General features: G+C 35.6%; 19 protein-coding genes. 15 read left to right on the top strand and 4 right to left on the bottom strand.

Annotated elements, in window-relative coordinates:
• Window positions 1-46: 46 nt before the first annotated feature.
• Window positions 47-982 carry a heme A synthase gene (ctaA, locus tag EKQ63_RS20980; protein WP_001188737.1) on the bottom strand — a complete coding sequence of 312 codons (936 nt, stop codon included), beginning with the start codon at window positions 980-982 and terminating at the stop codon, window positions 47-49.
• A 498-nt stretch (window positions 983-1,480) separates the two neighbouring features.
• Between ctaA and ctaB the strand changes: the two genes are divergently transcribed.
• The 7 genes from ctaB (at window position 1,481) to EKQ63_RS20945 (ending at window position 8,615) form a co-directional block, all read left to right on the top strand.
• Window positions 1,481-2,404, top strand: a complete 924-nt coding sequence (gene ctaB, locus EKQ63_RS20975; protein ID WP_001015058.1) for a protoheme IX farnesyltransferase — start codon at window positions 1,481-1,483, stop codon at window positions 2,402-2,404.
• Window positions 2,405-2,497: 93 nt separating this feature from the next.
• Window positions 2,498-3,547, top strand: coding sequence for a cytochrome c oxidase subunit II (gene coxB, locus EKQ63_RS20970; RefSeq protein WP_087954455.1), 1,050 nt, complete (start codon window positions 2,498-2,500; stop codon window positions 3,545-3,547).
• Window positions 3,548-3,607: 60 nt separating this feature from the next.
• The gene (gene ctaD, locus EKQ63_RS20965) at window positions 3,608-5,443 is read left to right on the top strand and encodes a cytochrome c oxidase subunit I (protein ID WP_011040617.1); all 1,836 of its coding nucleotides are present in this window, start codon (window positions 3,608-3,610) and stop codon (window positions 5,441-5,443) included.
• Window positions 5,443-6,066: a cytochrome c oxidase subunit III gene (ctaE, locus tag EKQ63_RS20960; protein WP_000557861.1), complete on the top strand. Its 624-nt coding sequence runs from the start codon at window positions 5,443-5,445 to the stop codon at window positions 6,064-6,066. Before ctaD ends, ctaE begins: the two co-directional genes overlap by 1 nt.
• A 3-nt stretch (window positions 6,067-6,069) precedes the next feature.
• Window positions 6,070-6,402, top strand: a complete 333-nt coding sequence (gene ctaF, locus EKQ63_RS20955) for a cytochrome c oxidase subunit IVB (protein ID WP_000985703.1) — start codon at window positions 6,070-6,072, stop codon at window positions 6,400-6,402.
• Between the two features lie 81 nt (window positions 6,403-6,483).
• Entirely contained in the window at window positions 6,484-7,389 is a 906-nt protein-coding gene (gene ctaG, locus EKQ63_RS20950) for a cytochrome c oxidase assembly factor CtaG (RefSeq protein ID WP_087954456.1), read from the top strand.
• Window positions 7,390-7,616: 227 nt separating this feature from the next.
• A complete protein-coding gene (locus EKQ63_RS20945; protein WP_143881478.1) occupies window positions 7,617-8,615 on the top strand; it encodes a formamidase in 999 nt (332 codons plus the stop codon).
• 46 nt (window positions 8,616-8,661) lie between these two features.
• Here the strand turns inward: EKQ63_RS20945 and EKQ63_RS20940 are convergent, their stop codons facing one another.
• Window positions 8,662-9,027, bottom strand: coding sequence for a YugN family protein (locus tag EKQ63_RS20940; RefSeq protein ID WP_001160939.1), 366 nt, complete (start codon window positions 9,025-9,027; stop codon window positions 8,662-8,664).
• 207 nt (window positions 9,028-9,234) lie between these two features.
• Between EKQ63_RS20940 and EKQ63_RS20935 the strand changes: the two genes are divergently transcribed.
• From EKQ63_RS20935 to EKQ63_RS20910, 6 genes are all read left to right on the top strand, one after another.
• Entirely contained in the window at window positions 9,235-10,269 is a 1,035-nt protein-coding gene (locus tag EKQ63_RS20935) for a CAP domain-containing protein (protein WP_087954458.1), read from the top strand.
• Between the two features lie 141 nt (window positions 10,270-10,410).
• Window positions 10,411-10,854, top strand: a complete 444-nt coding sequence (locus EKQ63_RS20930; protein WP_087954459.1) for a YlbD family protein — start codon at window positions 10,411-10,413, stop codon at window positions 10,852-10,854.
• Window positions 10,855-10,865: 11 nt separating this feature from the next.
• Entirely contained in the window at window positions 10,866-11,111 is a 246-nt protein-coding gene (locus EKQ63_RS20925; RefSeq protein WP_001200990.1) for a YlbE-like family protein, read from the top strand.
• An 82-nt stretch (window positions 11,112-11,193) separates the two neighbouring features.
• Complete coding sequence (locus EKQ63_RS20920) at window positions 11,194-11,766, top strand: histidine phosphatase family protein (RefSeq protein WP_033692458.1); 573 nt, start codon at window positions 11,194-11,196, stop codon at window positions 11,764-11,766.
• A gap of 115 nt (window positions 11,767-11,881) precedes the next feature.
• Window positions 11,882-12,334: a YlbF/YmcA family competence regulator gene (locus EKQ63_RS20915; RefSeq protein ID WP_000634351.1), complete on the top strand. Its 453-nt coding sequence runs from the start codon at window positions 11,882-11,884 to the stop codon at window positions 12,332-12,334.
• A gap of 119 nt (window positions 12,335-12,453) precedes the next feature.
• Window positions 12,454-12,720 (top strand): YlbG family protein, encoded by a 267-nt coding sequence (locus EKQ63_RS20910; RefSeq protein WP_002080814.1) that lies wholly within the window; start codon window positions 12,454-12,456, stop codon window positions 12,718-12,720.
• Between the two features lie 54 nt (window positions 12,721-12,774).
• On the opposite strand, the gene EKQ63_RS20905 is transcribed toward EKQ63_RS20910, so the two are convergent.
• Window positions 12,775-13,164 (bottom strand): DUF7147 family protein, encoded by a 390-nt coding sequence (locus EKQ63_RS20905; RefSeq protein ID WP_000616011.1) that lies wholly within the window; start codon window positions 13,162-13,164, stop codon window positions 12,775-12,777.
• A 503-nt stretch (window positions 13,165-13,667) separates the two neighbouring features.
• Here EKQ63_RS20905 and rsmD point away from each other — a divergent pair.
• Window positions 13,668-14,234 (top strand): 16S rRNA (guanine(966)-N(2))-methyltransferase RsmD, encoded by a 567-nt coding sequence (gene rsmD, locus EKQ63_RS20900; RefSeq protein WP_061685628.1) that lies wholly within the window; start codon window positions 13,668-13,670, stop codon window positions 14,232-14,234.
• Window positions 14,231-14,722: a pantetheine-phosphate adenylyltransferase gene (gene coaD, locus EKQ63_RS20895; RefSeq protein WP_000200598.1), complete on the top strand. Its 492-nt coding sequence runs from the start codon at window positions 14,231-14,233 to the stop codon at window positions 14,720-14,722. Before rsmD ends, coaD begins: the two co-directional genes overlap by 4 nt.
• Here coaD and ylbJ read toward each other — a convergent pair.
• Window positions 14,714-15,943, bottom strand: coding sequence for a sporulation integral membrane protein YlbJ (gene ylbJ, locus EKQ63_RS20890; RefSeq protein WP_087954461.1), 1,230 nt, complete (start codon window positions 15,941-15,943; stop codon window positions 14,714-14,716). The genes coaD and ylbJ overlap by 9 nt on opposite strands.
• Window positions 15,944-16,023 lie beyond the last annotated feature (80 nt).

Here is a 16,023-nt window from a genome sequence, read left to right as displayed (position 1 = left end):
TTTTATTACGAAAAAATACCTTGCCAATTCGGCAAGGTATTTTCATTTATTTTGTTTGTTTAGAAGTTGATGCAGCTTCTTTTGCATTCACTTTACTTCTTGTACCTAACATAACTAAATAGCATAGTACAGCAAACAAGCAAGAAATGAATAGTGAATGCAATAATGCCATTGATAAACTAGCATTTGTAAATACGACTAAAATTCCTACGATAGCTTGAAGTGTAACAAGGATAAATGAGATGATCCATCCCCAGTATACGACAGGCTGCTGTTTGTAATGGCGGATAGCGAGAATCATCGCGTATAGTATCCAAGCGAAAATTAACATCGCTGCAACTCTATGTCCCATTTGAACCCATTCATGTAATTGAGTTGGCATAGGTCTATTTTTGCTACATAAAGGAAAGTCTGGACAGGCTAAGCTAGCTCGTTCGTGACGTACTAAAGCTCCTGTGTAGACGACAATATAACTGTAAATTGTTACACCATAAATATGAAATTTCATTTTTTTGTCCATAATAAGTGAACGTGCATCAAATTTTTGGTCAATTTCAAAGATAAGACACGTTAATAAAATGACAGAAGCAAATGAAATTAAGGAAATACCGAAATGGATAGCAAGTACAGCTGGCATTTGCCCCCAAACAACCGCTGCGGCTCCCATTAATGCTTGTGCAACTAAAAATACGAAGGATAAAATTGCTAACGTTTTTGTTTCGCGCACATGTTTATAATATTTCCAGGACAAAATACAAAGGAGAGTGACAAGAATTCCTGCTGATCCTGATGTAAGGCGATGACTTAGTTCAATAATAGTTTCCATTGATAAATTAGATGGAACAAATTCGCCGTTACAAAGTGGCCATGATTTACCGCACCCTTGGCCAGAGCCTGTTTTTGTAACTAAGGCGCCTCCTAATAAAACTATTAATAAATCAAGACTCGTAATGACTGCTAACCATTTAATAAAGCGTTGCAATCTCTTTCACCATCTTTCTGCTATGAAGTTATTGCGAAATATTTTCATTCCATTATGTATAGAATAAAACGCGCTAGTTCCTATGATATATAAAAAATAATAAAATAGCAAAGAAATGGAGGGGGAAGACAGGGAAGAGAAAACGGGTGTGGAAATAAGGTTTATAAGGAAATTTTTAGGTGAAAAATAGGCTATTTTGAAAAGAAATGGGGAGAATACGTGTGAAATATGACAAAAAAGTTTATTATAGAAGGTAACATCATGTTATGATATGGATAAGAAACAATTAAGTTTTTTATGTTCGACACAAAAAGTTCATGTTTTCTTCACAAAATGTTCGGGAAATATGATTTAATATATTGGAGTATGGGCGTAGATTAGTAGTAGAATGGGTTAACAATGTTTCTACTGTAATAATATTGCTATATAGAAGCGAAATATTTCAATTTGAAATAGGCGCAAAAAGAAAGATGAAAGTTTTAAGAGGGGGTTAAAGTGATGAACCATGCAACAAGTGAGCTGCATGATGAGTCTGCTGTTACAAGCGTACCGGAAACAACTCGGTTACAAGATTTAAAAGCGCTCGTTAAAATGGGGATTGTAAACTCAAATACACTTACTGTATTTACAGGATTTTGGTTGGCATTACACTTTAATGGATTAAGTGTGATGGACAATCTGGATAAGTTATTCTTTACAATCGTTGGTTCTGGATTAGTTATGGCAGGGGTATGTTGTTTAAACAACTACATTGATCGAGACATCGATCCATTAATGGAAAGAACAAAGACCCGTCCAACGGTTACTGGAAAGTATAAACCAGGATTTGCACTTACATTTGGACTAGTTATATTACTTCTTGGTTTTGTATTTTTATTATTAACAACACCAATGGCAGTCTTAATGGGATTTATTGGTGCTTTCACATATGTTGTTCTATATAGTTTATGGACAAAGAGAAAGTATACACTAAATACTGTTGTAGGTAGTATATCTGGTGCAGTTCCACCTTTAATTGGATGGGCAGCAATCGATCCATCTTTAGGCCATCCAATTGCTTGGATGTTATTTTTAATTATGTTTATTTGGCAAATCCCACATTTCCTTGCATTAGCAATGAAACGTGTTGATGAATATCGAAATGCAGGAATTCCAATGCTTCCTGTAGTTCATGGATTTGAAATTACGAAACGCCAAATTATGATTTGGACAGTATGTTTGTTACCACTACCATTTTATATGAGTGGACTAGGGATAACATTTATGGTAATTGCAACACTGCTTAACATCGGATGGATCGTTTTAGGATTTTATGGCTTCCGTAAGAAAGATGACATCAAATGGTCTGTGCAAATGTTTGTTTATTCCCTAAATTATTTAACAATCTTATTTGTATCAATGATTGTAGTTACATTCTTCTAAGACAACGACATAATTGGATTTCTTTACGTTGAGATTTACTTTACTTAACTATAAAGTACAATCTAATTCACAAGGAAAGTGGGGGTTGTTTGTATGAAGAAACAGTGGCGACTGCTTTCGTTCGTTTCACTGCTGGCTTTACTGTTAGGGGGATGCGGTAAAGCCTTTCAATCTACTTTAATTCCGCAAGGAGAAGTAGCAAAAATGCAATATGATCTGCTCTTACTAGCAAGTGCGATCATGGTAGGAGTAGTACTAGTAGTTACTATTATTTTCTTATATGTAATTGTGCGTTTCCGACAAAAGAAAGGTCAGGAAGAGTATATTCCGGAGCAAGTTGAAGGGAATCACAAACTAGAAATTATATGGACAGTTATTCCGATTATTCTTTTGCTAATCTTAGCTGTTCCGACGGTTACATATACATTCAAACTTGCTGATGTAAGTGCGATGGAGAAAAAGAATATTGATAAAGATACTATCGTTGTTGATGTAACAGCGAATCTTTATTGGTGGGAATTTTCTTATAAATCAGAAAAGATAGTAACTTCTCAAGATTTAGTCATCCCCACAGGTAAGAAAGTGTATTTGAATTTGAAGGGTGCCGATATTAAACATTCGTTTTGGGTTCCATCTTTAGCTGGGAAAATGGATACAAATACAGATAATGTGAACAAAATGTGGTTAAAGGCAGATAAATCGGGCACTTATAATGGTTTTTGTACAGAATTTTGCGGCCCATCACATTCTTTAATGCAATTCAAAGTGAAAGCTTTAGATGAAAGCGAGTACAAAAAGTGGCTTGCTGATATGAAGAAAATTGATGGGAAGAAAGAAGTAGCTTCAACAAAGGCGCAAGAAGGCCAAGAAATATTTAATAAAAGCTGTATTGGTTGTCACGCAGTTGGATCTAATGATAGTAGACCACCTTCCGCTCGTATCGCACCAAACTTAGCAAATTTTGCGGATCGCGATATGGTTGCCGGTATTGCCGAAAACAATGAAGAAAACTTAAAAAAATGGCTGAAAGATCCTGAAAATATGAAGCCAGGAAACAAAATGACTGGCAAATATGGCAACTTAACAGACGATCAAATTGATGCATTAAATGCATACTTACAAACGTTAAAAGTTGAAAAGTAAAGAGGGATTATTCGCGAAGGGGAGGTTGAAAACGTGAGTTCTGTAGCAAAAAAACAGGGGATGGGTGCTGTCATATGGGATTATTTAACGACAGTAGACCATAAAAAGATTGCCATTCTCTATTTAATTGCAGGTGGATTGTTTTTTATAATAGGCGGAATAGAAGCTCTATTTATTCGCCTTCAATTAGCGATTCCTAACAACGCTTTTCTTGTTGGGGATGCTTATAATCAAGTATTAACGATGCACGGTACAACAATGATTTTCCTCGCAGCTATGCCACTCGTGTTTGCATTTATGAACGCCGCTGTACCACTTCAAATTGGTGCACGTGATGTAGCGTTCCCGTTTTTGAATTCACTCGGATTTTGGTTATTTTTCTTTGGTGGAGTATTTTTGAATTTAAGTTGGTTTTTAGGTGGAGCACCTGATGCAGGATGGACATCTTATGCATCTTTAGCTTTAGCCTCTAAAGGCCATGGTGTTGATTTTTATGTGCTTGGCTTGCAAATCTCCGGTATAGGTACATTAATTGGAGGCATTAACTTCCTTGTAACCATTATTAATATGCGTGCGCCAGGGATGACGTATATGCGTATGCCGATGTTTACATGGACGACATTTGTAACATCTTCATTAATATTATTTGCTTTTCCGCCGTTAACTGTAGGATTAGGACTTTTAATGTTAGATCGCTTATTTGGAACAAGTTTCTTTAATCCAGCACTGGGTGGGAATACAATTATATGGGAGCACTTATTCTGGATTTTCGGTCATCCAGAAGTATACATTCTTATACTCCCAGCTTTCGGAATATTCTCAGAAATATTCGCGACGTTTTCGAAAAAACGATTATTTGGTTATTCGTCGATGGTGTTTGCGACAGTATTAATTGGATTTTTAGGATTTATGGTATGGGCGCATCATATGTTTACTGTTGGGCTTGGTCCAGTTGCAAATGCTATTTTCTCAGTTGCAACAATGGCGATTGCGGTTCCGACTGGTATTAAAATATTCAACTGGCTCTTTACAATGTGGGGCGGAAGTATTCGTTTTACGACACCGATGATGTGGGCAGTAGCCTTCATTCCATCATTCGTAATGGGAGGAGTTACAGGTGTTATGCTAGCATCTGCACCAGCTGATTATCAATTTCATGATAACTATTTCGTAGTAGCTCACTTTCATTACGTAATTGTCGGCGGTGTTGTATTTGGTTTACTTGCAGGAGCCCATTATTATTGGCCGCTGATGTTTAATAAAGTATTGAATGAAACGTTAGGAAAGATAACATTTTGGTTATTCTTTATCGGTTTCCATTTAACGTTCTTCATTCAGCATTTCCTAGGATTAATTGGTATGCCACGTCGTTACTACACATATCTTGAAGGTCAAGGGTTGGAAATGGGCAATATGATTAGTTCTATTGGAGCGGTATTTATGGCTCTTGGAACGATTGTTCTTCTATTCAATGTAATTAAAACAACAGTATCAAAAGAGAAGGCTGGTCGTGATCCGTGGGATGGACGTACATTAGAATGGACAATGCCAGCACCTACACCAGAATATAACTTTAAACAATTACCATTTGTTCGCGGGTTAGATCCGTTTTGGATTGAAAAACGTGAAGGGAATAAAGAGATGACAGCGGCGGAACCAGTTGGTGATATTCATATGCCAAATCCATCATTTTCACCATTTATCATTTCTTTAGGATTGTTTATAGCAGCATTCGGTGCAATGTATATGCAGGGTGGAAAAGATAAGTTTTGGTTATTAGTAGCAATTATCGGTTTAATTATTACGTTTGGTACAATGTTCCTACGTTCAGTAATTGATGATCATGGATATCATATTCATAAAGAAGATTTAGAAGATAAGGGGGGCAAGGCGTAATGCATGTAGATGAAAAATTAACGAATGAAACATTTCCAGCAGAGCCTGAAAAAGCAACCCTTGAGGGGAAAAATAAGTTTGTCGGTTTTTGGTTATTTCTTGGAGGCGAAACAGTATTGTTCGCTTCCTTATTTGGCACATATTTAGCGTTAAAGAATTCTACAAATGGCGGACCAACATCTCAAGAGATGTTCCAAATGCCACTCGTTTTCATTATGACGATGCTTTTATTAACGAGTAGCTTAACGAGCGTATATGCGATGTATCATATGAAAAACTTTAATTTTAAGAAAATGCAACTTTGGCTACTAGTAACAGTGCTGCTAGGATTAGGGTTTTTAGGGTTTGAGATCTATGAGTTTTACCATTATACACATGAATTTAAGCATACTATGAGAAGTAGTGCATTTGGTTCTGCGTTTTATGCTCTTGTTGGTACACATGGACTCCACGTATTGTTTGGATTGTGTTGGATTTTAACATTAATCTTTAGAAATGCGAAGAGAGGTCTAAATTTATACAATGCACCGAAGTTTTATGTTGCATCAATTTATTGGCACTTTATTGACGTAGTTTGGGTGTTTATTTTCACTGTAGTATATTTAATGGGAATGGTGGGATAAACAATGGCGATAAAGCAAACGAATAATCCTAAAGTTGATCTCGTTTATCGGAAGAGAAAAAGTGCGGAGGAAATGAAGCATCAAGTTATTACATTTGCATTAATGATATTTTTAACATTAGTTGCATTTGTAGCAGTAGCATATCCGAAAACTTTTAGTCCGACTTTCTCAGTACCATTTATTTTACTATTAGCGGTGGTACAAGTAATTTTTCAATTGTACTATTTTATGCATATGAGTCATAAAGGACATGAAGCAGCGAGTTTCTTTCTTTATTCTGGTCTGTTAATCGGGTTAATTACAATTTTAGCTTTTATGACAATTGTGTGGATTTGAAAAGTGAAGAGGGAGCTTGTGTTGTCACAGCTCCCTCTTCATATTATGTGAAAGGATAACCTTAAGAAGGTAGGTGTGACAATGAGTAACTTGTGGATATTTGGTTTTCAAGCGCTATGGAGTCCAATCTTTTTATTATTTATGCTTTCGATCCTCATTGGATATTTTTTAATTATTGGGCCATATAGAATGCGATTTGAACATGCGACGAAGGTAAGTAAGAAGCAAGTTTTTTATTTTACGACCGGGATTGTACTTTTGTATTTTGTAAAGGGAGGGCCTATTGATTTAATTGGTCATATTATATTTAGTGCACATATGTTTGAAATGGCAGTCATGTATATTGCCGTTCCGCCGTTATTGTTGCTTGGTATACCAGTTTGGTTATATCGTTATATTACTTCTTTTAAGTTCGTTCAAATTATATTGAAGATATTTACTAAGCCACTTATCGCATTGTTTGTATTTAATGGCCTGTTTTCTTTTTATCATTTACCAGTTGTTTTTGATGCAGTAAAACAAAGTCAAATTGCTCATCCTATTTGTCTCGCTATATTATTCTTTACGGCAATCATGATGTGGTGGCCGATGCTAAATCCATTACCAGAATATCAAACGTTGAGTGATATAAAGAAACTTGGTTATATGTTTGCTAATGGTATATTATTAACGCCAGCTTGTGCGTTAATCATTTTTGCGACGGCACCGTTGTTTGCAACGTATACGGATCCAGCTGCTTGGATGAAGGCGATGGAACTATGTGTACCAGCGGGAACTTTATCTGATTTAAATATAACTGGACCAGAATTTTTACACTGGATGCCAGTTTTACAAGACCAACAAACAGGCGGCATCATTATGAAAATTGTCCAGGAAATAGTGTACGGTACAATTATTGGTTATGTGTTCTTTCGATGGGCGCGTCGAGAGCGTGAAAAGGATAAAGAGCAGTTACAACAATTGCCGCCGTATTTACAAACGAAGTAAAAAGTGTATGGGTTTCCATACACTTTTTTAGTTTTACTAAACTTTAATAGATTGAATTTTCTAATTATTTATGTTAAGTTAGTGTAGGCATGTACTAAAAGTGGATATAAGATTTACTACTAGCTTTAATGCATAATAATTCCATGTGTAGTACAAGTTTTTTAGAGAGTTACAAATTTATATTGTTATCTTTAATAAAACAAGGACTATTTTAAGGGGGAATTTAAATGGGTAGTAGTGGAAGTATGGTAAAGCCAATTAGTGGTTTTTTAACAGCATTAATACAATATCCGGTACCGGTAGTAGAGTCACGTGCAGACATTGATAAACAAATTAAACAGATCATAAAAACAATTCATTCAACTAAAGCAGGGTATCCTGGATTGGAATTGATAGTATTTCCAGAATACAGTACGCAAGGGCTTAATACAAAAAAATGGACTACAGAAGAGTTTTTATGTACAGTCCCTGGGCCAGAAACAGACTTGTTTGCTGAGGCATGTAAAGAGTCTGAAGTATATGGTGTTTTTTCTATAATGGAAAGAAATCCTGATGGTGGAGAACCGTATAATACAGCAATAATTATTGATCCACAAGGTGAAATGATTTTGAAGTATCGTAAGCTAAATCCTTGGGTGCCAGTTGAACCTTGGAAGGCTGGAGATTTAAGTTTACCTGTTTGTGATGGACCTGGAGGAAGTAAATTAGCTGTTTGTATTTGTCATGATGGTATGTTTCCTGAAGTAGCTCGTGAAGCAGCTTATAAAGGTGCAAATGTCTTGATTCGTATTTCTGGATATAGCACACAAGTTAGTGAACAATGGATGTTAACTAATCGTTCGAATGCATGGCAAAATTTAATGTATACATTGTCGGTGAACTTAGCCGGTTATGATGGTGTATTTTATTATTTTGGTGAAGGACAAGTATGTAATTTTGATGGGACTACTTTAGTGCAAGGACACCGAAATCCTTGGGAGATTGTTACTGCTGAAGTATATCCAGAGCTAGCAGATCAAGCTAGATTAGGATGGGGTCTCGAAAATAATATATATAATTTAGGTTCAAGGGGATATGTAGCGACTCCTGGTGGGGTGAAAGAAAACCCATATACGTTTGTAAAAGATTTAGCTGAAGGTAAATATAAGGTTCCTTGGGAAGATGAGATTAAAGTAAAGGATGGAACTATTTATGGGTATCCAGTCAAAAAGACGATTCATTCTTAAGGAAGATAAATAGAACAAGCGCATCATATTGATGCGCTTGTTCTATTTACTCAATGATTTGGAATTCTTTTAACTCTTTTTCGACATTTTGTAGGAGTTGTTCGCTTTTTTGAAGTACATTCGTTGGGAAAATTTCACCATCACCATATTCAACGCCGTGAGGATAATAGTGTTTACCTAATAAGGGAGGAAGTAGCTTTATTTCAGCGTGTCTACTACCAATGTCACCTTCAACAGCTAAACCTTGTACACGTAAATAATAAACATCGTTTAATATTTCGAATTTATAATCGTATGTAACTCGTTCATAATCCCACTGTCCAGCAAGTACAAAATGGTTCTTTTCCATAATCTCTGTTAATAGTGTTAAATCAACGACTGCCCCATTAAATTTTGTATTTGTAAATTGCATAAAATACCTCCTTTTTTAATGTTACATCATTATTTTTATAATAGTATGAATAATAAGAAAATGCAATTCATATTGAGAGAAAAGGGATAATCCAGACTTTTTTTGCGAAAATATGATATAGTGAAAAGAGTACGGTACACACAAAAAAAGGAAAGAAAAGGATTTGTGTATATCTCAATTTTATGTTTTGTGCAGGAGGTATATCGATTGAAGAAATTATTGCGTATCGTAATGATTACAATTTTAATTTTAGCTGTTGATTTATACGGGAAATTACTCGTTTCACAATATATATTAACCCCATCCCAATCAAAGCAAGAAAATAAAATTGTGAAAAAGAAAAAACAAGTAAATGAAGACTCTGCCGATACGGTTTTAAATATGATTGGTGGGGACTCTGAAATTTTATTAGCAAAATGGGGCGAACCTTCTCGAATAGAGCCATCTGCTTACGGATATGAATGGTGGGTATACAATCAAGATTTATCTCAGTATGTTCAATTTGGGGTTGCTGAGCGTAAAGTTGTAACGGCGTATGTTGCTGGTGAGCAAGTTAAGGTGCCACCTTATTATATAAATGAAAAGTATGAAGATGTGTATAAAAAGAATCCACTCTCGCATGAGATTTCATTAAAAAGAGGGAAGAGTAGTTATCAATTTGAGTTATCTGATACTGAAGTGATGGAGCAACCATTAATACCAGTAGAAGATGGCTGGGCACAATTATATTTTGATCATTTTACGCATGAGCTTGTCGGTGTTCGTTATATGGATGACGAAACGTTATTACGTCAAAGACCGTATCAGCTCGTTTATTCAGGTGAATTACTGGCAGAACAACCATTAACTCCAGATAAAATGAAACAAATAGAGAATGGGAATATGCAACAAATTTTTGATTTAACAAATATTATTCGAAGTCGTCATAATTTACCGTTGTTAGCGTGGGACCAACAAACGGCAGAAGTGGCAATCGGTCATAGTAAAGATATGAAGGATAATAATTACTTTTCACACGATTCACCTACGTTAGGTACGTTAGGAGATCGTTTACAACGCGGGAAAGTAGGATTTCAACTTGCCGGTGAGAACATAGCGGCGCAACATAGTGATGGAGTTGCGGCATTGCAAGGTTGGTTAAATAGTGAGGGACATCGAAAGAATTTATTGAATGAACAATTTACAGGATTAGGTGTTGGCGTATACGATAAGTTTTACACACAAAATTTTATTCGGAAATAAAATGAAACTGTAAATTGTGGATGGGAATCTTCCCCTATGCAAATAGTAGGATAAAAAAGTGCATGAATCGTCTAAAAATAGGCGAACCATGCGCCTTTTTTTTCTTATTATATAGTAGATATACATGAAGAGGTGAGGATTATGCCGACAACAAAAGGACCGTTACATCCATCGGTTCAACAGTTTAAAGAGTTTGTAAACCATCACCCTAAAATGGTTCATGAAGTTAGAAGTGGTCATAAAACTTGGCAACAGTTTTATGAGGAATGGTACTTACTTGGTGAAGAAGATCCAATATGGGCAACTTTTAGACCGGATGGAGCGCCTGCTTTTTCTTCGGTAAAAGAAAAGAAAAAAGGAAAAGAAAAGGATACTCGAACTGAAGAGGAAAAAACTGCTGATGTGATGGGACAAATGCTTACTTTTTTTAAAAAGTTAGACGTGGAACAAATGCAACATCATTTAGCCAATGTGACGAGTGCTATTGGTAGTGTGCAACAAGTTTTTCAACAATTTCAAGGAAAACGCACGCAGCAAGAAGAGAGTACTTCCGAAAATAATCCATTTTTCTTTCAGAAGGATTAGGAGGAAAGCGGATGAGAGCAGAAATTATGGAGTTTATAAAGGCTGATGAGGATTTATCTCGCTATATTAGGGAGCAACCGTACTGGTATAGAAAACTAACGCGAAACCCTGAAGAAAAAGAGGCATTTGAGTTAGCAGCTATGCAACATTTCAAAAAAACGATACCAGATAAAGTTGAGAAATTTCAAAATCAATTGGCAGTTGCTTCCATTATGATTGATATGTTTCAGTATATGAAGCAGCAAAATGCAACATAATTGGAAGGGAAAACTATGTCCGTCATGCAGAACTTTTGATACAATAGAAGCGGATTATTTAAAAAGGAGTTGCAGCATGAGCATGACGGAAATTTGTTTAGTACGACATGGACAAACTGATTGGAATTTTCAAGAGATTATTCAGGGACGTGAAGATATTCCGCTTAATGAGGTGGGGAAGAAGCAAGCAAGTCAAAGTGCAGCTGCTTTGCAAGCGGAGGCATGGGATATAATTATAAGTAGCCCATTAATTAGAGCGCAAGAAACAGCTAAGGAAATTGCAGGGGCAACTGGATTACAATCAATTTTATTAGATGAGCGATTTGTTGAACGTAATTTTGGTGAAGCTTCTGGGAAGCCGGTTGCGACTGTTAGGGAATTAATTGCAGAAGGTAAAGTAGAAGGTATGGAGCAAGATGAAGAAATTGTAGCTCGTTGTTTTGCTGCGGTAAAAGACGTTGCAGAAACTCATTCTGGCAAACGTATTATTATTGTAGCCCATTCACATGCGATAAAAGCAATTTTACATGCAATTGCTCCGGAAGATATTTCGTTTAAGACACCGTTAAAAAACGCATGTATTAGTTATGTGAATGAAAATAGTGGGAAGTGGGATGTTCTTAAATACAACATTGCGGAACATATTAATGTATAAATGTGTACTGAAATTATTAAAAAATAGTTAGAATGATATCTTTCTGTTTAGTGAGACACTTCAATTAGTAGTTCTATTCTAAATGTGGTATGATAAATACTCGGAGGTGTCTCTCATGATTGTAGCGACGCTAGAAAGCGTATTAATATTAGATAAGGCAGAGCAGCTTGCAAAAGCGATCATCTGTTCAGATATAGCAGAAGATTACCGTAAATGTTATAAAGACTTGCATGAAGATATGGAAGTTCAGACGTTAATTCAGCAATTTACAGCGATGAAAGAACGATATGAGGAAGTGCAACGTTTCGGTAAATATCATCCTGACTATACTTTCGTTTCAACGAAAATGAGGGAATTGAAGCGTTCTGTAGACTTACATGATAAGATTGCAGCTTTTAAACGAGTAGAAACGGCTTTACAAAAGTTGTTAGATGAAGTGAGTGTAGCAATCGGTTCTGAGGTGTCCTCTTCCATCAAAGTTCCAACAGGAAATCCATTTTTTGATGCTGGTGGCTGTGGTGGAGGTTGTGGTACCGGCGGAGGTTGCGGTTGTAAAAAAACGGGGTAAATCACCCCGTTTTTTAGAAGATAGAAGAAAATGTATACAGAGTTTGTCCTGTAATGTCATAAATTTCTGATTGGTTTTCATAAAATATAAGTTTTTAAAAGGAGAAGATGGAGAAGATTATGTTCGGGCAACGACAAAGTATGATTGTTTATTTACATTCATTGAAACATGCCAAGATTTTAAGAAAATATGGTAACATACATTACATATCAAAACGTTTAAAATATGCAGTAGTATATTGTGATATGGAACAAATTGAGCATATGATGCAAAAGTTGAACAAACTTCCTTTTGTGAAAAAGATAGAACAGTCGTACCGCCCGTATTTAAAAACGGAATTTGAAAATTCGCGTCCTGATCGGGCAAAAGAATACGATTATAGCTAATAGAAAAAATCCCCTGCTAATTTTAGCAGGGGATTTTTCATTTGAAATAACACATTATTTCATTGGAGGAATAAAATTATTCATTCGTAAAATACCAATTAAATGATTGAAAAACAGTTCTTTTTCTGGGAAAGTTGTGGATGGTTTTACTGTAAAGGTAGTCACTTTTTTTCCAAGTTGTTCTGCTGTTTCTTCAAATAAAATGACGCGTTTACTTTTTTTATTTTCAAGTACAGGAATGCCTTCACGACATATGTATAATGGTTGGAAATCACCAGTAGTAGTTGGTTTTAATATTACAACAAGTGAGCACACTTTTTTTTCATTTTTAATTGTTTCAAATTGTAACATATGTGTTATACGTTCTTGATTTGCTTTGGCAATTTCAAGTAATTCATATAAATCAGAGTAGCCCTCTCCGAGTTCTATAAAGCGTTGAATCATATCTTTTCCTCCTCTTTCTTTTACTGTACCATCTCACTTTTTAAATGAAAAGTAGACAAAGAAAAAAAACCCTGCAAAGCAGGGCCCTTCTTATACTAGCATATACTAGTAAGAAGGCAAAGGGAGAGGAGAAACCGGAGGAAGAACTTATGGGGAAACGTAAGTCTTCTCCGCGGTTGGCAACAACATCGAAGGTGATGTTGTTATAGTTATTTATGTCCAATCTAAATGAAGATATACATAATGAAATTAAATTTTATGTTGGGCTTTTTATTTTTCTTTTTTTTATTTTATGATAGGATAAAAAAGATAAAGTGAAACGAATAGTTCGTGTTAGCGAATGGTGAGATGAATACATAAAAATGCAGAGCGGTTATTTTAAGCTAAGTTCTTCTAGTCTTCGTTGGAAGATGAATGGAATCGTAAAGTTTGGTAGCGGTTACCGAATGGAGAAGGGCTTTCTATAATTGCTCGATAGATTGAAATAAAGGTAGTGACAACAGATGAGAGTAGTTTCAGGAAAATGTAAAGGACACCCGCTTAAAGCGGTGCCAGGTAATACAACACGTCCAACGACTGATAAAGTAAAAGAATCCATTTTTAATATGATAGGCCCTTATTTTGATGGGGGTGTCGCTCTTGATTTATTTGGTGGTAGCGGTGGTCTTGGAATCGAAGCTATAAGTAGAGGGATTGATAAAGCAATTTTTGTTGATCGAGACAATAAAGCGATAAAGGTAATCCATCAAAATTTAGAAAGTTGTAGAATACAGGAACAAGCTGAAGTATATCGGAATGATGCAGAACGTGCGATAAAAGCACTTATAAAACGTGAAATATCATTTGATCTTATATTAATTGATCCTCCATATAAAGATCAAAAAATTATATCTTTAATTAGTGTAATGGATCAACATGGATTGCTACATAACGATGGTTTAATTATGGCGGAGCATGGTAATGATGTAGTTTTACCCGAGTCTATAGGAAGACTTGTAAAAGTGCGAGCTGAGAATTATGGTATTACAGCGATATCGATTTATAAGTATGAAGGTGAGGGGACGGAATGACAAGTATAGCTATTTCTTCGGGAAGTTTTGATCCAATTACCCTTGGGCATCTGGATATTATTAAAAGGGGAGCAAAAGTATTTGACGAGGTATACGTAGTAGTTTTAAACAACTCGTCAAAAAAACCGTTCTTTTCAGTGGAAGAGCGTTTAGATTTAATTCGAGAAGCAACAAAGGATATTCCTAATGTTAAAGTAGATTCACATAGTGGACTACTAGTTGAGTATGCGAAAATGCGTAATGCGAACGCGATTTTACGTGGGTTACGAGCAGTTTCTGATTTTGAATATGAGATGCAAATTACTTCTATGAATCGAAAATTAGATGAAAACATTGAAACCTTTTTTATTATGACAAACAATCAATACTCATTTTTAAGCTCGAGCATTGTGAAAGAAGTTGCGAGATATGGAGGAAGTGTAGTAGATCTTGTACCTCCTGTTGTAGAACGTGCTTTAAAAGAAAAGTTTCAAACCCCGTTAAAGTGAACGGGGTTTTTCTTTGTTGCTCCGAAAAAATAATAAGATGACATATACATATAAACAAAATAATGTAAATATCGGTCCGTAGTGTATAAAAGATGTCCAAATTTCATGCAGAATAGAAGAATGATTCGATAAAAAGACAGGGATATCTTTTTGCATAGGTGAAAAAGAGCTTACTTTTTCATAAAATGGTTTCCAAAATATAAAAGTAAAAATAGGAGCAAGAATACTTTGGATAATTCGTGCGAAAAAATAGGGCTTAAATCTAATGTCTGTTTCAGCTAATATGCTAGCGACTTGTGCCTGAATAGAAAGGCCGCTAAATGCTAAAATAAAGCTTGTTACCATAGCTTGCTGCAGGAGGGGTGTTTCAGTTATTTGACTAATCATTTGGCTTCCAAGTGTCATTTCAAACATGCCAGATAATATTGGGATACTAAATTCAGTAGTTAGTTGGAAGAATGATAAAATATGTTGCATAATAAAAGAAAGGGCTGCTGTAATATGAAATACAGTAATCATTTTATTTAAAACAGAGAATAAAATAATAAATCCACCAATCATAAGTAGCGTTTGAATAGAAGAAACGATAGCGTCCCCAAGTAATTTTCCTATTGGTCTTTTTTCTTGCATACGTGTCTCGTGTAGAATTGAAAAAGGGTTTTGAAAAGGGCGTTTTTTTGTAACATGTTTATCATGCGTGGAACTGTTGTTATTGCCGTAAAAACGCATCAGTAACCCGACAGCAAAATTACTTAAATAATGTGCAGCAGCTAATACGATTCCTAATTTCGGATTATTGAAAAAACCGATAGAAACAGCGCCAAAAATAAAAAGTGGATTGGATGAGTTTGTAAAAGATACGAGGCGCTCTGCTTCAATTTGTGTTAGCTGATTGCTTTTGCGCAGTCTAGCGCTTAATTTGGCGCCTGCGGGAAAGCCTGAAGCCATTCCCATTGCCCAAACAAATCCGCCTATTCCTGGAACGCGGAAAAGTGGTCGCATAAGTGGTTCTAATATAACGCCTATAAATTTTACAACACCAATACTAATGAGAAGTTCGGCAATGATGAAAAACGGTAAAAGTGAAGGGAATACAACTTCCCACCATATATTTAACCCTCGAATGGAAGCTTGTAAAGCAGCTTGGGGGTGGAGTACAAGAGAAAAGGTTAAAAAAAGTGTTGATATGGTAAGGAAAGTCGTTTTCCATTTTTCATACATGTAAGTAAATCCCCCTTTGTCCCAAAAAACGTTCATTTCAGTATACGTGGATACGTAGTGAATTTAGACCATAAGTATGA

The organism is Bacillus sp. BD59S (assembly GCF_007363175.1).
GTDB classification, from domain to species: Bacteria; Bacillota; Bacilli; order Bacillales; family Bacillaceae_G; genus Bacillus_A; species Bacillus_A pacificus.
The sequence above is the reverse complement of the archived record's forward strand: the minus strand, read 5'-3'. Positions and strand labels throughout refer to the sequence as shown.